The following is a 19,484-nucleotide window of genomic DNA, read 5'->3' as shown; positions in this document are numbered from 1 at the left end:
ATTTCCTAACTTTTCAAATGCCGGATGGAATTGGGTGCATCGACACAGCATGGAAAAAGGCCTATGGCTGCCCGCCGCCCAAAGGGGTCAAACGTGGGTTGCTCGAACGGTCGGCCGCCTGGCATCTCCAGGCCAAGCGATTGGGTGGTTTACCTTCGACCGTCAAGAAAACACTCGGAGCAGGCAACGCGCGCCGGTCCAACGTAAAGGCTGTCCAACCGAGCAATACTGGACCGGATCGCGAGGACGGTGTTCCGTCGGTCCGAGCAGCGTCATCGGATAAGGCACTAACGTCCCCGCCACGATCCCTTCCGCCAAGAATCGGCTCCCGTCTGGTGCGGGAATGGAATGGCCGGATGCACGTTATCGAAGTGGTCTATGACGGCTTCGTGCTCGATGGCAAGACGTACGGATCGCTGTCGGCTGTCGCCCGCCGCATTACCGGCGCCCATTGGTCTGGCCCGAGGTTCTTTGGCCTATGACAGCAATCCCTCGCCTCAACTGCGCGATCTACACTCGCAAATCGACCGAAGAGGGATTGGAGCAGGAATTCAATTCGCTCGATGCCCAGCGCGAAGCGTGCGCGGCCTTCATCGCATCGCAGGTCGGTCTTGGCTGGAAGTTGATGCCAAGCCACTACGATGACGGCGGGATTTCGGGCGGCACGATGGAGCGCCCTGCCCTGCAGCGTCTCCTACAGGACATCCGGGACAAAGAGGTCGATGTGGTGGTCGTCTACAAGATCGACCGCCTCACCCGTTCGCTGATGGATTTTTCCAAGATCGTCGAGATCTTCGATGCCAGCTCCGTCTCGTTTGTCTCGGTCACGCAGCAGTTCAACACCACAACCTCAATGGGCAGGCTCACGCTCAACGTGCTCTTGTCCTTCGCCCAGTTCGAGCGAGAGGTTACAGCAGAGCGTATCCGCGACAAGATCGCGGCCTCGAAGAAGAAAGGCATGTGGATGGGTGGCGTGGTGCCCCTGGGCTATCGTGTCGAGTACCGCAAGCTGGTGATTGACGAAACCGAGGCACAAACAGTCAGATACCTGTTCGCCCGCTATCTCACCCTGAGGTCAGTGCGCGACCTTGTCGATGAGGCTGCGAGCGACGGGGTTTCCACACGATCGCGACACCTCAAAGACGGATCAGTTGCAGTTACCATGCCGTTTGGTCGCGGCAACCTCTACCACCTGCTTTCGAACCCGGTCTACGTCGGCAAGATCAGGCACAAGGATCAGGTCTACGATGGAGAGCACAAGCAGATTGTCACGTCTGCCACGTTCGACGAGGCCCAGGCACTACTTGCCTCTCAGGCGCCGCGGCGGCGAAGCGAGTCCAATGTCACGCAAGCCCATTTGCTCACCGGTCTGCTCTTTGATGAAGCGGGCGAGAAATTGCGATCGGTTCATGCCAACAAGCAAGGTGTTCGCTACCGATACTATGTCTCAAAGCAGTTCGTCGATGAGCGCAGGAAAGGTTCCGAGGGCTGGCGTCTTCCGGCACCCGCACTTGAATCAGTTGTTGAGCATCGCCTCAATCTGATTCTCAGTGATCAAGCCCAACTGTCTGATTGGATTCGGCAATGGGCAGACTCTGGCGAAATCCAGGCAGCGATGCGGCGAGTTGACGAGACGCGGTCGTGTTGGGCTTCAGGCACTACGGATGCGAAGCGATCTCTGCTCCAAAAGATCGTTCACAGGATCACCGTCAAGCTTGGGTTATTGACCATCGAACTGGATCGCCGCTTGCTATCGGAATTGCTTCTCGACCGAAAGCTGCAACCCAACGATAGCGCCCAAGTAACTTCCATCGAATGTCCAATCGGAATGAAGCGTCGCGGCGTCGAAACGCGGATCGTGCTTACCAACGGATCCAACATCAACCGGGCACCCGATGCCGCCTTGATCAACCTTCTGCGCCGCGCCCAGCTATATCTCAGCCAACTTACAGACGGAGTCGGTCGCAGCCTTACCGACGTTGCCATGCTCAACGGCACCGATACATCCGAGGTCAGCCGCCTATTGCCCTTCGCTTTCCTCGCTCCAAAAATTGCGGCCAACATCGTTGCAGGTGATCAACCTGTTGAACTAACGGCGCACCGGCTGTCCCGATGGTCGGACCTCCCCCTTGCCTGGGCCGACCAGGCTTCACTCCTCGGCTTCTAATCATCCGGCGAGCATCTCGCCGATCAGTCGCCCATCACTTTGGCAAACACTTGGCTACGGAATTCGCCCGACAGAGACGGACGACCACAAGTCAGGTGTTTCAGGCGCTCACTGCGTCGTCTCGGCCAAGTGTTGCCCACTACCGGGTGCTAACCCACGGAAAGGTCGGAGCTATTCTGAGACGGATGGAAACCCAAAAAATGAGGGGATGTGGATGGTGGGCCCGGAGGGACTCGAACCCCCAACCAAGCGGTTATGAGCCGCCGGCTCTAACCATTGAGCTACAGGCCCCACGCGCGCTGGATTAGTGTTTTTCCTTGCGCGGCACAAGGCTTTCCGGACGGGCTGGCCGAGATCGCCCAAATCAGCCCATATTCGCGCCCTAGTCGACAGGCGCGACTGGATCGCACACCGAGGAGATTTTTCATGACCAGACATATTTTGCCGCTCGCACTTGCCGCCGCGATCGCTTTTCCGGCGATGGCAAGCGCTGCCGATTCGCTGCCCCCGCCCCGCATCATCGTGTCGGGCGAAGGCCAGTCGACCGTGGCGCCTGACCTGGCGCTGCTGACGCTCAGCGTCATGCGCGAGGCCAAGACCGCACGCGCGGCACTCGACGCCAACAACGACGCCATGGCCGCCGTGATCGCGGCAATGAAATCGGCAGGGATCAAGGACCGCGACCTGCAGACCGCCGGCATCCAGATTAACCCGCGTTACAACTACACCAACAAGCCCGACGGCAGCCAGGAAGCCGAGCTTGTCGCCTACCAGGTGACCAACACACTCTCGGTGCGCATCCGTGACATCGACAAAACAGGTGAGATTCTCGACAAGGCTGTGTCGCTCGGCGTTAACCAGGGCGGCGGCATTTCGTTCTCCAACGAGGATCCGAAAGCTGCCGTCACCGAAGCCCGCAAGAAGGCGGTCGCCGATGCCATGGCCAAGGCCAAGACGCTGGCCGAAGCCGCCGGCGTCAGCATAGGCCGGGTGCTGGAAATCACCGACCAGAACGTTGCGCCGGCGCCGATGCCGATCAATGCCAAGGCCTTCGATGCGGCAGGCGCCGCGGTTCCCGTGCAGGCCGGCGAGAATGCCTACGCCGTGCAGGTAACAGTGACATTCGAGCTTAAGTAGCAGGCCGCCGGGCCGGGCGCGGTTCTGCTGAACCCGTCGGCCGGAACCGCAGATTTCCGACATGAAAAACCCCGGAGGACTGGCCTCCGGGGTTTTTTCGAGCCGCACCTTTCCGCGGAGGGAAAGGGGCTCCTGGCTGACCCTAGAAGGGTCATGCCGCTACTCCAGGCTGATCCTCGCGGAGGATCATGCCTCCGGATCGACCTTCGCAGAAGATCAGTCTGGTTCTCTTAGCGATAGATAACCGGGCAGCCGCGCTCATTGGCGAACACGACCACCACGCGATCGCCATACTGGCGGCCGGCGACCTTCACCACGCGGCGATTGACATCGACGATGCGGACGCGGTGCAGGCCCATGCGCTCGGCCTTGTCGAGAGCGCGGTCCGGCGAGCAGCGGCGCCAATTGCGGTCACGGCGAAAGCCGTCCTCATCGTCGCCGGTGTAGACGCCGACGCGGCGGTCGTGGTTGTTGCCGAAGCCGAGATAGATCGAGTCCGCCTGAGCGGGCACTGCGGCAAGGGTGCCGAGAGCTACGAGACCCGAAAGGGCTGCCGTCTTGAATGAGTTGAACATTGTCTTCTCTCCTTGTTGAGGGCTTGCGCCCGTCTTGGTCGAACTGATGGGGGGAGAATGCTCCTTGCAATCTGAACTCTTCGCGAACCGGCCGTTCATTTTCGGTTAATCTACCCGACAGGTTGAAAGCAACCGCCCCTTCCACCGCTGCAAACGATCCTGACCGTCAAAAACGTCCAATGGCGCAGAACGCCCTATGGCAACGTCCGTTTGCTCAGGGCTCGTCGTCGAGCATATAGTCGAAATAATCGTCCGGCTCGGCCAGATCGGTCTCACTGGCGCGGACGCGGCCGCGCATGGAGATGCCGGCATCATGAACGGTCTCGGCACTTCCCGACACCAGCCTGTGCCACCAGTAGAGGTCGTGCCCCTCGGCAACCAGCCGGTAGGCGCAGGTTTTCGGCAGCCAGGTGATGGTGCGCACATTCTGCGGCGTCAGCCCGACACAGTCGGGCACGCGCGCCAGCCGGTTGGCATAGTCCGAACAGCGGCAGCTTTGCCCATCGAACAGCCGGCAGCCGACTGATGTCCAGTAGATCTCGCCGGTATCCTCGTCCTCGAGTTTAGACAGGCAGCATTTGCCGCAGCCGTCGCACAGCGATTCCCACTCGGTGGGCGTCATCGCTTCCAGCGTCTTGGTCTTCCAGAACGGCGTTTCCATTACGGGCTGAGATGTGGCCTCCGCATGCGGCAAGGTCAAGCTGTTGTGTGACTTCAAATTCCGGCCGCACCATACGAAAAACATGAAGTTGCCTTCAAAACGCCGGTCAATCGTCCTTGGGTGCGGGTAATGCCTGCAAACCGGAACCAATCCGGTCAAGGACAGTTTGGGCAGGGATGGGACCCCACAAGGAGAATTTAAGATGAAACGCCAACCACGGGTACTGGCAGGTACGGCACTTGGCCTGCTTATGGCATCCGCGCCGTTGGGCGCATCCCCGTTGCACGGCAACGCCGTTTTCGGCCCCTTGCAGCACACGGCCGCGCCACTGATCCTGGTCCAGGACGACCCTGCTGCAGATGGTCAGCAGCCCGACCAGGAACTGCCGCGCAAAAAGAAACGCCAGCAGGCCGAACAGGCAGCGCCGGCCGCCGAGCAGCCTGCACCGGCTGCAGAGCAACCCGCCCCTGCCGCCGAGGAACAACAGCCGCGCAGGAAGAAGCGGGATCAGCAGCAGACCGAGCAGGCCCCGGCCGAACAGGCCGCACCTGCCGCCGAGGAACAGCAGCCGCGCAAAAAGAAGCGCAATCAACAGCAGCAGATCGAGGCGGCGCCTACGGATGAGGGCGGCGCCCAGGCAGCGCCGGCGACCGATGAGCAGCCGCTCAAGCCACGCAAGAAGAAGCGTGACCAGCAGCAGATCGAGGCAGCACCGGCTGAACAACCGGCCGAACAGGTAGCTCCAGCAAATGAAGAACAGCCGCTAAAGCCACGCAAGAAGAAGCGCGACCAACAGCAGATCGAAGCGGCGCCCGCTGAACAGCCGGCCCAGCAGCCTGCCGAGCAAGCAGCGCCCACCGAACAGGTGGCGCCGGCAAACGAAAACAAGTCGGGCAAGAAAAAGCGCAAGCAGGATCAGCAGATTGAGGCCGCGCCTGCCGACAAAGCGCCAGACGTCAAAGTTGCGCCTGCCGGAGAGCCCGCGCCGCAGGCCGAGCCGATTCAGCCCCCGGCCGATCAGCAAGCCGCTCCCGCCGAAGGTGAACAGCCGAAGGATCAGGCGAAAAAGCACGGCAAAAAAACTGTCGGCGAACAGCCAGTGACGGGTGAACAGCAGCCTGCGACCAGTGAACAACAGCCTGCGGAGCAACCGGCCAATGCCGAGCAGCCCGCGCAAGGTGAGACGCCGGCGCAGGGCGAAGCCACGGCCAACCCCGACGAAGCACCCATTCTGGACAGCCAGAAGGATGCCAGGCGCAAGCACCGCAAGGACCAGGGCGGCAACAGCCAGAATGGCGACGGCCAAAATGGGAATAGCCAAAATGCTGGCGGCCAGACGGGCGAGCAGCCCGCGCAGGGCGGCACCGAAGCGCAAGCCCCAAAGCCGGCTCCGGTCGACCAGGGACCGCCGCCCACCGACGACAAGTCGGCTCAGCAGGCAATTCAGCCAGAAAAGATCGCCCCGGTGACGGAGGAAAAAGGCAAACGCGTCGAGCGTGCACCCGATGAGAACATCCGCGACCGCCGGCGTCCGAAAGGCGTCGACGTCGTCCGGGAACTCGGCGACCGCGTCATCCTGCAGTTCAACAACCAGACGATCGTGCAAAGCAATGACGCCCCGCGCATGCACCGCGGCGCCAGGAATGTTTACTACGAGGATCTGTCGGGCAACCGCACCCGCGAAATCGTCGAGCGCGACAATGGCATCCAGATCGTCACCATCCGCAACCGCAATGGCGACGTCATCAGGCGATCGCGCATCACGCCGGATGGGCACGAATATGTGCTGAGCTATGTCGACGAGCGCAGCTATGATGACGACAATGACTGGCGCGATCCCGGTGACGACCTGCCGCCGATGCGGCTCACCATCCCGCGCCGCGAGTACATCCTCGATTCGGAAGATGTCGAAAGCCCGGACGATTATTACGAGTTCCTCGAACAACCGCCGGTGGAGAAGGTCCAGCGCCTCTATTCCATCGACGAAGTGAAGCGTTCGGCGCGCGTGCGCGACATTGCCCGTCGCGTCGACCTCGATACATTGAACTTCGAGTTCGGCTCGGCCTCGATATCCGATACCGAAGTGCAGAAACTGGAAGGCGTCGCCACGGCCATGGAGAAACTGTTGAAGAAGAACCCGGCCGAAACCTTCCTGATCGAAGGCCACACCGATGCGGTTGGCACGCCGGAAGCAAACCTTGCTCTGTCCGACCGGCGCGCTGAGTCTGTCGCCGAAGCGCTGACCAATGCCTTCGGGATCCCGCCGGAAAACCTGACCACTCAGGGCTATGGCGAGGAATACCTGAAGGTCAACACCACGGCGCCCAACCGCGAGAACCGCCGTGTCGGCATCCGTCGCATCACCTCGCTGGTGGCACCGGTGGCGAGTAACAATTGATCTGCTTTCCAATGGCTTGAGCAGCTTTCTGGAATCAGATCGACAACAAGGACCCATCCCGGCAGATCGGGATGGGTCGAGCTGCGGACAGCAATCCCGGTTCAGCAAGAATTGTACTGGTATTAGAACCGGCTCATTGAATAGAGCGGCCGCCCTCCCCAGATTCAAGCCTGGGCGTTCCCTGCCCCGTCCCGACTCCAGCGGGATGCATTGAACCCCGCCGGCCCTCCCGGCGGGGTTTTTTTGCGTCGCAATTTGCCTTGCAAACTGCGGCAAGCTGATCGAAATACCCCAGTCGACCTCAGAAAGCTGACCGGAACCGCTGCATGAAACGTCTCGAACTCGCCATCGAATCGATCATCCTCGCCTCACGCTGGCTGCTGGTGGTTTTCTACATCGGGCTGGCCCTGGCGCTCGCCGTCTATGCGCTGTCCTTCGGCAAAAAACTCTACGAGTTCGTCATGGTCGCCTTCACACTCGACGACACCGACACCATCCTGAAGATGCTCGGCCTCATCGACGCCGCACTTGTCGCCTCGCTGGTGGTGATGGTGATCATCTCCGGCTACGAGAATTTCGTCAGCCGCTTCGACGACCAGGATGGCGGTGTGCACTGGCTGGGTACGATCGATGTCGGTTCGCTGAAGGTCAAGGTCGCCTCGACCATCGTCGCTATTTCCTCGATCCACCTGTTGCAGGTGTTCCTGAATTCGTCTTCCTATACGATCGACCAGCTGATGTGGCTGACCATCATCCACCTCGCTTTCGTCGTCTCGGCGCTGATGCTGGCCTATATCGACCGGCTGATGGGACTGAGCAAAGGCAAGAAGGGCGAGGAGTGATGAGCCCCTTTCTCCCCGTTCATGGGGAGGTGAGGCTGGTCCGCACAGCGGGCGAAAAGCCAATTGCTTGGTTTTTCGAAAAACGCCGGCAGGTGGATGAGGAAGCAGCGCCGTCGGCCCGTGATTTCCGTCAGTAGATGCTTTTGACGTTCGTCGGCGAATTGGCAAATACCGCGTCCGGCACGAAAAAGTCTCCGGCCAGCGGCCCGGTCGCGCCCGGCGCATAGACCGCGAAATCGGTCACGCCCTCGGCCCGCAGCACCTCTTCATCGATGTAGAAATTGCCTGATGTCTCGCGCGATGAGCGCAGGAAGATGGCGTGTGCGGCATCGGCCATGATGTCGGGTAAGCGGCTCATCGCCGCCACCGTCGCGCCGCCGAGCAGATTGCGCACCGCAGCCGTGTCGATGGTCGAGATCGGCCACAGCGAATTGACCGCGATGCCGTCCTTGGCAAACTCGGCGCTCATCCCCAGCGTGCACATCGACATGCCGAACTTGGCCATGGTGTAGGCGACATGGTTCTTGAACCATTTGGCCTTCATGTCGAGCGGCGGCGCCAGATTCAAGATGTGAGGATTGCTTGCCAACTTCAGGTGCGGAATGCACATTTTCGACACCAGGAAGGTGCCGCGCGTGTTGATCTGGTGCATCAGATCGTAGCGCTTCATGTCCGTCTCCAGCGTGCCGGTGAGCTGGATGGCGCTGGCATTGTTGACGCAGATATCGATGCCGCCGAACTTTTCGACGGTCTTGGCAACCGCCTCAGCCACCTGCGCCTCCTCGCGGATGTCGCACAAAACAGGCAGCGCCTTGCCGCCGGCCTGCTCGATCTCCTCAGCTGCCGAGTAGATCGTGCCCGGCAGCTTCGGATGCGGCTCGGCGGTCTTGGCCGCGATCGTCACATTGGCGCCGTCGCGCGCAGCTCGCAGCGCGATCGAAAGACCGATGCCGCGCGACCCGCCGGAGATGAACAGCGTCTTTCCCTTGAGCGACATGTCTTGGCACCTCCCTTGCTACATCACTGACGCGAACCATTGCGCGGCGGCAATGCACCGCGCAAGGCCTCGGCAGCCTGCAACGGGTTACGCAACGTAGGCTCAAATGGATAAGGGGGTTAGACCAGCACTAGGCCCTGCCGCATCGCGATCGCGATGGCATCCGTGCGGTTCGCAGCACCCAGCTTGATCAGGATCGCGGCGACGTGGAACTTTGCCGTGTGCACGGAGATGTTCAGCCGCCGCGCGATCACCTTGTTGGGCGCGCCTTCGGCCAGCAGCGCCAGCACTTCGGCCTCGCGCGGCGACAGCGCCGGACGGGCGGTAGCGCCATCGTCCAACGGCTCCTCGCCGAACAGCCCGCTATGGCTTCCGCCGTTGGCGGCGCCATCGAAATCGTCGTGGCGAGCGGGCGTCGAACGCCCATCCCTGGACACCCGGTAGCCGGCCGCCGCCAGTCTGACGGCAGCCGCGATCAGATTCGCATCCGACGCCAAAGGCAGCACGGCAAGCACCCGGTTTTCCGGCCGGCCAGCGCTCGCGGATAGCAGCACCCGTGGGATTGCGCTGTTGCCACCATCGGGCCGATCGAGCCAGGCCGCACTGTTCGCAACAGCGTCATCGACGACAGCGACGTCGGCAATCCCGCTGCCGGCCACGACCGGAAGCAGATCGTCCGCCATGGCAAGCGAAGCTGACAGGCGCTCGGCACGCGCGGCATCGTGCAGCGCGATCAGCACCACGAGCTGGCGTCCGCCGCCCGCCACCTCCGGCCCACCCACCTCCGGCCCACCCGCCTCCGGCCTTGTCAGCGTGTCGCTTTCCATCGGCCCTCTCAGCTCAGCGGTTTTTCACCGACGGTCAGCGCGACGTCGCGCTGCTCGCCGCCGCGCACCACGCCGAGCGTCACCGCGGCGCCCGCGCTATCCGGCCCAAGCTTTCGGATCAGTTCGCGCGGGCCGTGCACGGCCTCGCCATTCCACGCCACGATGATGTCGCCCAGCGCAAGGCCGGCGGCCTTGGCCGGACCATTGTCGTCGAGGCTCATGACCATGGCGCCGCGCGCCGCGCCGTCACGGATCGGGTGCAGGCCGGCGCCGAGATAGCCGCGCGCGACATGGCCCTTTTCACGCAGCGTCGCCACGGCCCGCTCGATCGTCTCATAAGGCATGACCAGCGCACGACCACGTGGCCCAAACAGCAGCATGCCGATCAGCGCGCCCTTGGCGTCAAGCACCGGCCCGCCCTCGAAACGGCCGCCGGCATTGACGGCGAGATTGATGCGCCGATCGATGGTGCCGCCGCGCATCGAGCGCCAGGCGGGGCCGACCTCGCCGACCGAGCCCGAGACAGCCAGCGCCGAGCCCTGACTGCTGCCGACAGCGATGGCGACGTTGCCCGGCCGCACCCCATCCGCCTTGGCGAGCGCAGACGCCGCGGCCGCGCCGGCCGGCTTCAGAAGCGCTACGCCGGTCGACGGATCGCGACCGACCAGTTCGGCCTTCACCGCTTCGCCCGAAGCCAATGTCAATTCGATCTCCTCACCGGCCTCGACAGCTTCCTCGGCGGTGACGAAATAGCCGTCACGCCAGTGGAAGGCGCTGGCGGTGCGATGGTGATGGGTGGCGAAACTTGCGGTTGCCGGCGCAGCCTTGGCGGCGAGATCGGCGATGGCCTCGGAAAATGCATTAAGGTTGAAGTCACTCATGATGATCTCCTGGGTTTTCTCATGCCCCAGATATCGCTCGGCAGTGCGCCCGGAGGTACTCGTCTGACGGCTAGTTACTGGTTTGACTGGCCATCTGGTCAGGTCGCGGCAGTTCGAGCCGCTCCGCACATATAGTCATCATCGCGCCTGAAAACACGGAGCCCCGCCAATGGCCCTCGCCGCCCACAAATTCGAAACCGACGACACACTGCTCGACGCCTATTCGACGACAGTCGCCGACGCCGTCGACCGCATCGGCCCAGCCGTCTGCCGCATCGAGCGCGTCGGTGGCCAAGGTGGCCATGGCTCCGGCTTCGTCATCGCGCCGGACGGGCTGGTCGTTACCAATTTCCATGTCGTTGGCGATGCCAAAACGGTGCGCGTCTCTATGCCCGACGGCGCCTCCAGCGAAGGCCGCGTGCTAGGCCGCGACCCTGACACCGACATCGCGCTGGTGCGCGCCGATGGCAGCTTCACCGAAGTCGCGCCGCTCGGCGATTCCAAGCGGCTGCGGCGCGGCCAGATCGCCATTGCCATCGGCAATCCGCTCGGCTTCGAATGGACCGTAACGTCAGGCGTGGTCTCCGCACTTGGCCGTTCGATGCGCGCCTCGACCGGGCGGCTGATCGACGATGTCATCCAGACCGATGCCGCGCTCAATCCCGGCAATTCCGGCGGACCGCTGGTGTCGTCGGCAGGCGAGGTCATCGGCGTCAACACTGCCATGATCCACGGCGCGCAAGGCATCGCCTTCGCGGTCGCCTCCAACACCGCCAATTTCGTCATTTCGGAGATCATCCGCTTCGGCCGCGTGCGGCGCGCCTTCATCGGCATCTCGGCCGACACCACCAACCTGCCGCGCCGCGCAGCGCTCCTGTCGCAGGTGACTACCAGTACGGCGGTGCGGTTGCGCAGCGTCGAGAAGGATGGCCCGGCGGCGAAGGCCGGCCTCCGGGAAGGTGACATCATCGCGGCAATAGACGGTCGCCCGGTCACCGGCGTCGACGACCTCGTGCGCATGCTCGACGCCGAACGCATCGGCCGCGAGACGCTGTGCACAGTGGTGCGCCGCACCGGCGTCAGCCAGGTGACGGTGACGCCGGTAGCAAGGGCGAGCTGAGCCTTATTGAGGCTTGAGCACCCGCCCGAGCAGCGACACCAGCAGTCGAGCAAGGTCACCGGTCGGGTCGAGGTCGGGATCGTAGATCGTCATGTCCAAGCCGGTGCAGCGCTGGTCCGCTGCCAGCGCCGACAGAATGGCAACGAGTTCATCGGGATCGATGCCGGGGCTGCCGGGCGAATCCACCGCCGGCATCACCGTCTGGTCGAGCACATCGACATCGAGATGCAGCCAGTAGGGACAGCCGGCGCGCGCCAGCGTCGCTCTTGTCTTTTGCAACACTCCAGCCGCGCCGAGTTCCTGCGCGGCAAAGACGTCGATGCGCGTGACGGCGGTCGCATTGATGTCGGGCCAGGCAAAATCGGCATCGCGGCTCTCGCGTTCGCCGATCTGAACCACCGCCTCGTCGGCGACGAGCGGACCGACAACACCTGGCCATTGCGCCAGCAAAGCCTCGCCGCGTCCGGTGGCAAGTGCCAGATCCATGCCGGCAACCGAGCCGAGTGAGGCATTGACATCGTAGTTGCCGGGATGGCGGAAATCGCTGTGGCCATCGACATGGATCAGGGCGACCGCGCCCGAGCGCCGCGCGGCGACCAGTGCGCCAAGCAGGATCGAGCAGTCGCCGCCGATGATCAGCGGGAACTCGCCTTGCCCAAGCGCACCGGTGACGATCTCGGCAAGATCGAGGTTGAAGCGGCGGATCGCCGGACCATTACGCAGCCTAGTGCCCGGTTGCGGTTCGGTACTGTAGGCGGGTCTGTCGAGATCGACCACCCGCCCCGGCGCCAGCGACTCGATCAAACCAGCTTGGCTCAGCGCCTGCGGCGCACGCCAGGTGCCGGGCACATGGCCCGGCTCCAAGGGCCGAAGGCCGAGATTGGATGGCGCCCGAACAAGGCAGATGTCACGCATGCGGCAGGCCCAGCTTCAACGTCACCAACATAGACCGCATGGTGCGGGTCCGGCCACAGCGGCCGGAGCCGCTGCCGACATTTGCTGCCATCGTTCAGGCGCCCGCCGCGCCCGCCGCGAATTGCGCCTGAAATTCCGGGCCGAGCGGGATCGGCTTGATGACGTCGATCAGCACGCCATTGGGATCCCTGGTGATGAAATGGCGCTGGCCGAAGGGTTCGTCGCGCAGCGGGCACAGGATCGGCAGGCCGGCCGCAACGATCCGTTCATAGACAGCATCAGGATCCCTCACCTCGAAATTGATCAGCAGCCCCGATGTGCGGCCGCGCCCCCCCTCGGGGATCGTCTCGTGGTCGCCCTGGACGATACCGAGATTGACCCGGCGATCCTCGGCAGACTGCAGATGCACATACCAGTCGCTCGCAAACAGCGGCTTGAAGCGGAAGTGATTGATATAGAAGGCTTTCGTGCCGGCTACGTCGCCCGTCATCAGCACCGGATAATAGCTCGTCGTCTTCATCTTTCTTTCTCCCGTCAGCCAACATACAGTTTGCATGTAATTCGAAATAACATACAGGCTGCATGTATGCAACGAGAAACCCCGCGCCGCTCCAACCGCGACCGCACCGAAGCGACGCGCGCCGACCTGATCGCTGCGGCGCGCAAACTGTTCATCGAAAAGTCCTATGCCGAGACCGGCACGCCGGAGATCGTTGCGGCCGCCGGCGTCACCCGCGGCGCGCTCTATCACCACTTTGCCGACAAGCAGGCGCTGTTTGCCGCCGTGGTCGAGCAGGAGGCGGCGGCGGTGGCGCAAGAGATCGAGCGCGCCTCGCCGCCTTCTTTGTTTGCCCGCAATGCGCTGATTGCCGGCTCGGACGCCTATCTCGCCGCCATGCGCGCGCCCGGCCGCACGCGGCTTTTGCTGCTCGACGGGCCGGCCGTGCTTGGCCGCGCCGCCATGGATGCGATCGACAATCACCACGGCAACCGGTCGCTGCGCGAAGGCCTGGTTGCGGCGATGCGCGAACAGTCGATGACCAGACTGCCTGCCGATGCGCTGACCGCTTTGCTCGCCGCCGCCTTCGACCGCGCAGCACTTGCCGTCGAGGCCGGCGCCTCGGCCGAAGACTATCGCGCCGTGCTCATGGCTCTGATCGATGGGCTGTCTCCGGCTCGCCCTCAGGCAGGTCGTCCGGGTCGAACTCGTTGAAGCAGCCGAGCTGGCGTTTGAACTGGTCGATCAGCCAGGCCGCCGCCGGTTTCGGGCTGCGGTCGGCGCGGTGCATGGCGTAGAGCGATGAGCGCACCTCGCTAAAAGGTTCAAGGTCGAGTTCGACCAGCCTGCCGCTGGCCAAATCGTCCGCGATCAGCCAGCGCGGCAACCCGCCCCAGCCCAGCCCCTCGCGCATCAACGTATGCTTGATACGCACATCTGTCAGCCGCCATGTACGATAGGCAAAGACGCCGAAGTCGCGTCCCTTGGTGCGTTCCGACTGGTCGCTGACAACCAGCTGGGTGTGCTCTCGCGTATCCTCGAGCGCCACCGGTTTCGGCAGCAGTGCCAGAGGGTGGGTGGGGGCGGCAGCCAGCACGATCGACATGAAGCCGATGCGCACGAGATGCACGTCGACCTCGCCCAGCAAGCCACCGATGCCAAGATCCGACTGTCCGCTGACGACATGGTCGGGGATCAGACCGAGCGTGCCGATATGCAGTCGCATCATCACGGTCGGGAACTGCGCCTCGAACGCCTTCAGCACCCGCACCAGCACCGGCGAGGGCAGCGCCGCGTCAACCGATAGCGCAACTTCAGCCTCCAGCCCCTGATGGTGACCGTCGGCACGCGAACGGATGCGCTGCAGCACGCCGACCATGCGCCGGGCGTCCTCCAGCATCGCCCGGCCGATTTCGGTCAGCTGCGGCTCGCGCGTGCCCTCGCGCTCGAACAGTTTCAGGCCAAGCTGCGCTTCAAGATTGGCGATGCCGTAGCTGATGACGGACTGCGCGCGGTTAAGCTTGCGGCCGGCGGCTGAGAAGCTGCCGGTGTCGGCGACCGCAACCAGGATCTGCAATTGGTCGAGCGTCGGATTGGGCTGCACGGCATACCTACTTTATGGATGGATCATATAGAAAATATACCAGTTTTTTGAATGGGTCGGTAGGCCCATATCAGGCGGGAGAAATCAATTCCCACTGGAGAGAACCGCTATGTCTATCCTGCTTGTAACCTCGAGCCCGCGCGGCGCTGCCTCGCACTCGACCCGTATCGCTACCGAATTCGCTGAAAAGCTCGTCGCCGCCGACCCGTCGAATACGCTCGTCGTACGCGACCTCGTGGCCAACCCGCTGCCGCATATCGACACCGATTATGCGACCGGCATCTACACCCCCGTTGAAGCCCGCACGCCGCGCCAGGCCGAAGTCGTCGGCGTCTCCGACATCGTGCTTGACGAACTGTTCGCAGCCGACACCGTGATCCTGGCCACCGGCTTCATCAACTTCAACATCTCCTCGACCCTGAAGTCCTGGGTCGATCACATCTCCCGCTCCGGCAAGAGCTTCTCTTATGGCGAGGGTGGTCCCAAGGGCCTCGTCACCGGCAAGAAGGTCTATATCGTACTCGCCTCGGGCGGCATCTATTCCGAAGGTGCGGCCGTGCAGTTCGATCACGCCATCCCCTATCTGCGCGGCGTGCTCGGCTTTCTCGGCATGACCGATGTCGACGTCATCCGCATCGAAGGCGTCGGCATGGGCCCTGATGCCGTCACCGCCGCGCTCGCCAATGCGACGGCCAAGGTCGATGCCGTGGTGGCCAAGACCGCGAGCGCGCAAATCGCCGCGTAAGCACACCCCGTCATTCGCATTGAAAAGGCAGGCGCTTCGGCGCCTGCCTTTTTCCTTGTCAGGCGGCGCGATAGGTTGCGTGTCGAAAACGGATCTATCGCGTTACTAGATTGCCGCGCAACGCCATTGGTTATTCGGCCTGTCTGCGTTATCGGTCGCTGATGTTCCTTTCCGTCGCGACAACCCATCATCCAGCCACAGATCTCGGCTTCTTGCTGCACAAGCATCCCGAACGTCTGCACGAGACTGACCTATCCTTCGGCAAGGCCTGGCTGTTCTATCCGGAGGCGACCGATGAGCGTTGTGAGGCTGTGCTTCTGCTCGATGTCGATCCGATAGGGCTCGTTCGGGGCAAAGGCCAGGCAGAGGGCTTGCTGGATCAATATGTAAACGACCGACCTTATACGGCATCGTCATTTCTGTCTGTGGCTTTGAACAAGGTACTGCGGACAGCGATGACCGGCATCTCGAAGGAGCGCCAGCAACTGGCCGATAGCGACCTCCCGCTCGAAGCTGTGGTGACCCCGCTGCCGATGCGTGGCGGCGAGGCCCTGGTTCGAGATCTATTCGAACCGCTGGGATGGACCGTCAACCTGGCGCCGGTCGAAACTGTCGGATCTGGCGCGGGTGGACCACGATACGGTCATCTGAGGCTGACTGGCACCGGCCGCCTAAGCAGCCTGCTCAACCACCTTTATGTCCTGATCCCGGTGATGGACGACACCAAGCACTACTGGGTGGGCGAGGCCGAGATTGACAAGCTGCTGTCCAAGGGCGAGGGCTGGCTGGAAAACCACCCAGCCAAAGACCTGATCGTGCGCCGTTATCTGCGCAACCGAGGTGCGTTGGCCCGCATCGCCCTGGAGCGGCTGGCTCCGGAGACGGCCAATGAGGTCCTACCCCCCGAGGCCTGGGCTGCACCTGAGCAAGCGCTGGAGGCGCCCATCCGGCTGAACGACCTGCGCATGGACGCCGTGGTGCAAGCCATTCGGGCGACCGGAGGGACCAGTGTTGCAGATTTGGGGTGTGGCGAAGGCAAGCTGCTCTATCGGCTCGTGCGCGAAAAATGGGTCCACAAGCTGTTCGGGCTCGACCCCGCTATTCGTGAACTGGAATGGGCCGCCAAGCGTCTCAAACTGAACGAGTTCGGGGGACCGCCTGAAGACCGGGTCACGCTGCTGCACGGATCGCTGACATATCGCGACAGCCGATGGGCGGAAGCCGACGTCGCGGTGCTGGTCGAGGTCATCGAACATCTCGACGAAGACCGGCTGCCAATGATCGAGCGTATTATCTTCGGCGAGACAGCGCCAAAATTCGTGATCGTGACTACGCCGAACGCTGACTACAACCCCTTGTTCCCCAGTCTGGCCGCCGGCGCTTTTCGCCATCCGGATCACCGTTTCGAATGGGGCCGGGTTCGGTTTGAAGCCTGGGCGGCCAGGATCGGCGAGATCTATGGCTATAGCGCCGCCTTAAGTGGCATCGGAGCCGTGGACCCCGTGCTCGGCGCGCCGACGCAGATGGCGGTGTTCACCCGATGAGAGAGCCAGACAAGACCGACCTCACCATCCCTGACTTCGCCCTCGTCGTGCTGATCGGCTCGACGGGATCGGGCAAGTCGACCTTCGCCGCCAGGCACTTCCTGCCGACCGAAATCATCTCGTCGGATCGCTGCCGCGCGTTCGTCAGCGACAACGAGACTGATCAGGATGTCTCGGCCGACGCTTTTGATTTGGTGCGCGAAATCGCCGGCAAACGGCTCAAGCATCGAAAGCTGGCCGTCATCGACGCGACCAATGTGCGACCCGCTGATCGCAAGGCGTGGGTCGAGCTGGCGCGCAAATGGCACGCTTTGCCGGTCGCCGTGGTCATCGATCCGGGTGTTGATGTTTGCGTCGCCCGCAACGCGCTACGAGCCGATCGTCCCTTCGGCGCCGGCGTTGCCCAGCGCATGACGAACGAAATTCGCAAGGGCCTCGGCGGCCTGCAACGCGAAGGTTTCCGTCAGGTCTGGAAGCTCACCGGCGAGGCCAGTATCGACGCGGCCAAGGTCTCGCGTCAGCCATTATGGACCGACAAGCGCGACGATTGCGGTCCTTTCGACGTCATAGGTGATGTCCATGGTTGCGCCGACGAACTTCAGACCTTGTTCTGTCAGCTCGGTTACAGCATCGCCTGGTCCGACGGCCATGGTGATCGGACCGTCACTGTAACGCCGCCAGAAGGCCGCAAGATCGTCTTTGTCGGCGACCTCGTCGATCGTGGTCCCAACGTGCCCGACGTCTTGCGCATCGCCATGAGCATGGTCGCGGCGGGAACCGCCTACTGTGTCCAGGGCAATCACGAACGCAAACTCAGCCGCTGGCTGGAAGGCCGCAAGGTCACGATCGCCCACGGCCTGCAGCAAACCATCGACCAGTTGGACGCTCAGGATCGCGGCCTGCGAGAGGCTTTGCCGGCCTTCCTCGACAGCCTGCGCAGCCACGTCTGGCTGGACGGCGGACGCCTCGCCGTGGCACATGCCGGACTCAAGGAAGAGATGATCGGGCGCGGTTCCGGCGCGGTGCGCGAGTTCGCCCTCTATGGCGAAACCACGGGCGAAATCGACGAATTTGGCCTGCCCGTCCGTGCCGACTGGGCAGCCGCCTATCGGGGCAAAACCAGCGTAGTATACGGGCACACGCCGGTGCTGTTGGCGGAGTGGGTCAACAACACGCTTTGCATCGACACCGGCTGCGTGTTCGGCGGCAAGCTGACTGCCTTGCGCTGGCCGGAACGCGAACTGGTCGACGTGCCGGCAGTCGAGACCTGGTCCGAACCCGTGCGTCCCCTCGGTGGACCGGGCCTTGGCAAATCGGCACAGGCCGATGCCGACGGCGTGCTCGACTATCAGGATGTCTCTGGGCGACGCTGGATCGAGACCGAACTGAAAGGCAGGGTTGTCGTGGCCGAGGAGAACGCGTCGGCGGCACTTGAGGTGATGAGCCGCTTCGCGCTGTCGCCGCAGTGGCTGGTATATCTGCCGCCGACAATGTCGCCATCCGAGACCAGCAGCCAAGCCGGCTGGCTGGAACGCCCCGAGGAAGCTCTCAGTCATTTCCGCGAGCGTGGCGTCACCCAAATCCTGTGCGAAGAGAAGCACATGGGTTCGCGGGCAGTCATCGCTCTGTGCCGAAACGCGCAGACGGCGCGCGACCGGTTCGGGGTATCTGGCGACGAGACAGGCGCGATCTGGACCCGGACCGGACGCTCCTTTTTCAGCGACAGCGGCATGACGGAGCGCCTGCTCAATCGCCTGCGCGCCAGCGTCGACGCTGCGGATCTATGGCAGGAATTGAACAGCGACTGGTTGCTGCTGGACACCGAGATCATGCCATGGTCGGCCAAGGCAAGCAGCCTGATTGAAAGCCAGTACGCCCCAGTGGCAACGTCTGCGGCCGCTGGGCTCCAGGCCAGCCGCGAAGCGCTGGCCCGTGCGATGGCACGCGGCGTGGATACGGCCGCGCTCAAGGCTCGCATTGAGGACCGCGCCGCGCGTGCCGCCAGATACGCCACTGCCTGGGCGCCTTACGTGTGGCCGGTCTCGGGCGTCGACGACCTGAAGGTCGCGCCGTTCCACCTGCTGGCAAGTGAGGGATGCGTCTGGTACGACCAGAACCACGTTTGGCACATGACGCTTGCGGACCGTCTGGCTGCCGGGGGCGGCGTGGTAACGCGAACGCAATGGCGGATGGTTGACCTGGCCGATGCCGGTTCTTGTGCGGAGGCCGTCGCCTGGTGGGAGACGCTGACCGACTCAGGCGGCGAAGGGATGGTAGTGAAGCCGCACGACTTCGTCAGCCGAAACAAGAAGGGGCTCATGCAACCGGCGCTGAAAGTGCGCGGCCAGGAGTATCTTCGCATTATCTATGGCCCCGAATACGATGCGCCGGACAATCTCGTGCGCCTGCGCGAACGAGGCTTGGGTGGCAAGCGCAGCCTGGCGCTCAGAGAGTTCGCGCTCGGTCACGAGGCACTGAAGCGGTTTGTCGCCAAGGAACCGCTGCGACGTGTTCACGAGTGTGTTTTCGGCGTCCTGGCGCTGGAGAGCGAGCCAATCGATCCGAGGCTGTAG

20 protein-coding genes and 1 tRNA gene are annotated in these 19,484 nt (G+C 63.1%); 10 read left to right on the top strand and 11 right to left on the bottom strand.

The features are described 5' to 3' along the window. The first annotated feature begins 17 nt into the window (after positions 1-17). Together X750_RS1000000164920 and X750_RS142880 are read left to right on the top strand one after the other, a co-directional pair. Positions 18-482 (top strand): DUF2924 domain-containing protein, encoded by a 465-nt coding sequence (locus X750_RS1000000164920; RefSeq protein ID WP_031243234.1) that lies wholly within the window; start codon positions 18-20, stop codon positions 480-482. Then, positions 479-2,167, top strand: a complete 1,689-nt coding sequence (locus X750_RS142880; RefSeq protein ID WP_031243232.1) for a recombinase family protein — start codon at positions 479-481, stop codon at positions 2,165-2,167. The genes X750_RS1000000164920 and X750_RS142880 overlap by 4 nt, the downstream gene beginning before the upstream one ends. 215 nt (positions 2,168-2,382) lie before the next feature. Here the strand turns inward: X750_RS142880 and X750_RS142885 are convergent. Then, positions 2,383-2,458: transfer RNA gene (locus X750_RS142885), tRNA-Ile, on the bottom strand. A 135-nt stretch (positions 2,459-2,593) separates the two neighbouring features. Between X750_RS142885 and X750_RS142890 the strand changes: the two genes are divergently transcribed. Then, a complete protein-coding gene (locus tag X750_RS142890; RefSeq protein ID WP_023672467.1) occupies positions 2,594-3,304 on the top strand; it encodes an SIMPL domain-containing protein in 711 nt (236 codons plus the stop codon). A gap of 230 nt (positions 3,305-3,534) precedes the next feature. Here the strand turns inward: X750_RS142890 and X750_RS01000000163225 are convergent, their stop codons facing one another. The 4 genes from X750_RS01000000163225 to X750_RS1000000167620 form a co-directional block, all read right to left on the bottom strand. Continuing rightward, complete coding sequence (locus X750_RS01000000163225) at positions 3,535-3,879, bottom strand: hypothetical protein (protein WP_023672466.1); 345 nt, start codon at positions 3,877-3,879, stop codon at positions 3,535-3,537. Between the two features lie 214 nt (positions 3,880-4,093). Next, complete coding sequence (locus tag X750_RS142895) at positions 4,094-4,540, bottom strand: YcgN family cysteine cluster protein (protein WP_023672465.1); 447 nt, start codon at positions 4,538-4,540, stop codon at positions 4,094-4,096. A gap of 106 nt (positions 4,541-4,646) precedes the next feature. Continuing rightward, positions 4,647-5,264, bottom strand: coding sequence for a hypothetical protein (locus X750_RS1000000167095; RefSeq protein WP_245271900.1), 618 nt, complete (start codon positions 5,262-5,264; stop codon positions 4,647-4,649). A 39-nt stretch (positions 5,265-5,303) separates the two neighbouring features. Then, the gene (locus X750_RS1000000167620) at positions 5,304-5,915 is read right to left on the bottom strand and encodes a hypothetical protein (RefSeq protein WP_348524485.1); all 612 of its coding nucleotides are present in this window, start codon (positions 5,913-5,915) and stop codon (positions 5,304-5,306) included. A gap of 90 nt (positions 5,916-6,005) precedes the next feature. On the opposite strand from X750_RS1000000167620, the gene X750_RS1000000167615 reads away from it, so the two are divergent. Continuing rightward, the gene (locus X750_RS1000000167615) at positions 6,006-6,938 is read left to right on the top strand and encodes an OmpA family protein (protein ID WP_348524484.1); all 933 of its coding nucleotides are present in this window, start codon (positions 6,006-6,008) and stop codon (positions 6,936-6,938) included. Between the two features lie 326 nt (positions 6,939-7,264). Continuing rightward, the gene (locus X750_RS142905; protein WP_023672463.1) at positions 7,265-7,780 is read left to right on the top strand and encodes a TIGR00645 family protein; all 516 of its coding nucleotides are present in this window, start codon (positions 7,265-7,267) and stop codon (positions 7,778-7,780) included. A 130-nt stretch (positions 7,781-7,910) separates the two neighbouring features. Here the strand turns inward: X750_RS142905 and X750_RS142910 are convergent, their stop codons facing one another. The 3 genes from X750_RS142910 to X750_RS142915 form a co-directional block, all read right to left on the bottom strand. After that, positions 7,911-8,777: an NAD(P)-dependent oxidoreductase gene (locus X750_RS142910; RefSeq protein ID WP_023741127.1), complete on the bottom strand. Its 867-nt coding sequence runs from the start codon at positions 8,775-8,777 to the stop codon at positions 7,911-7,913. 119 nt (positions 8,778-8,896) lie between these two features. After that, positions 8,897-9,604: a helix-turn-helix transcriptional regulator gene (locus tag X750_RS1000000165950; protein ID WP_156932426.1), complete on the bottom strand. Its 708-nt coding sequence runs from the start codon at positions 9,602-9,604 to the stop codon at positions 8,897-8,899. 8 nt (positions 9,605-9,612) lie between these two features. After that, a complete protein-coding gene (locus X750_RS142915; protein ID WP_023748203.1) occupies positions 9,613-10,485 on the bottom strand; it encodes a S1C family serine protease in 873 nt (290 codons plus the stop codon). A gap of 169 nt (positions 10,486-10,654) precedes the next feature. Here X750_RS142915 and X750_RS142920 point away from each other — a divergent pair, with 169 nt between their 5' ends. Then, entirely contained in the window at positions 10,655-11,605 is a 951-nt protein-coding gene (locus tag X750_RS142920; RefSeq protein WP_023748202.1) for a trypsin-like peptidase domain-containing protein, read from the top strand. Between the two features lie 3 nt (positions 11,606-11,608). Here X750_RS142920 and X750_RS142925 read toward each other — a convergent pair whose 3' ends face one another. After that, on the bottom strand, positions 11,609-12,520 hold the full coding sequence (locus X750_RS142925; RefSeq protein ID WP_023748201.1) for an arginase family protein: 912 nt from the start codon (positions 12,518-12,520) through the stop codon (positions 11,609-11,611). A 94-nt stretch (positions 12,521-12,614) separates the two neighbouring features. Next, positions 12,615-13,040, bottom strand: a complete 426-nt coding sequence (locus X750_RS142930; protein ID WP_023748200.1) for a VOC family protein — start codon at positions 13,038-13,040, stop codon at positions 12,615-12,617. A gap of 66 nt (positions 13,041-13,106) precedes the next feature. On the opposite strand from X750_RS142930, the gene X750_RS142935 reads away from it, so the two are divergent. Further along, positions 13,107-13,733 (top strand): TetR/AcrR family transcriptional regulator, encoded by a 627-nt coding sequence (locus X750_RS142935; RefSeq protein WP_023748199.1) that lies wholly within the window; start codon positions 13,107-13,109, stop codon positions 13,731-13,733. Here X750_RS142935 and X750_RS142940 read toward each other — a convergent pair. Next, on the bottom strand, positions 13,666-14,622 hold the full coding sequence (locus tag X750_RS142940) for a LysR family transcriptional regulator (RefSeq protein ID WP_023748198.1): 957 nt from the start codon (positions 14,620-14,622) through the stop codon (positions 13,666-13,668). The two genes, X750_RS142935 and X750_RS142940, sit on opposite strands and share 68 nt — an antisense overlap. A 109-nt stretch (positions 14,623-14,731) precedes the next feature. Between X750_RS142940 and X750_RS142945 the strand changes: the two genes are divergently transcribed. The 3 genes from X750_RS142945 to X750_RS142955 all read left to right on the top strand — a co-directional run bounded on the left by X750_RS142945 (position 14,732) and on the right by X750_RS142955 (position 19,484). After that, positions 14,732-15,367 carry an FMN-dependent NADH-azoreductase gene (locus X750_RS142945; RefSeq protein WP_023672454.1) on the top strand — a complete coding sequence of 212 codons (636 nt, stop codon included), beginning with the start codon at positions 14,732-14,734 and terminating at the stop codon, positions 15,365-15,367. A 110-nt stretch (positions 15,368-15,477) separates the two neighbouring features. Further along, a complete protein-coding gene (locus X750_RS142950; RefSeq protein WP_245260775.1) occupies positions 15,478-16,911 on the top strand; it encodes a 3' terminal RNA ribose 2'-O-methyltransferase Hen1 in 1,434 nt (477 codons plus the stop codon). Continuing rightward, entirely contained in the window at positions 16,908-19,484 is a 2,577-nt protein-coding gene (locus X750_RS142955; RefSeq protein WP_023733291.1) for a polynucleotide kinase-phosphatase, read from the top strand. The genes X750_RS142950 and X750_RS142955 overlap by 4 nt, the downstream gene beginning before the upstream one ends.

This window comes from Mesorhizobium sp. LNJC391B00, assembly GCF_000502535.1.
Lineage (GTDB): Bacteria > Pseudomonadota > Alphaproteobacteria > Rhizobiales > Rhizobiaceae > Mesorhizobium.
The sequence above is the reverse complement of the archived record's forward strand: the minus strand, read 5'-3'. Positions and strand labels throughout refer to the sequence as shown.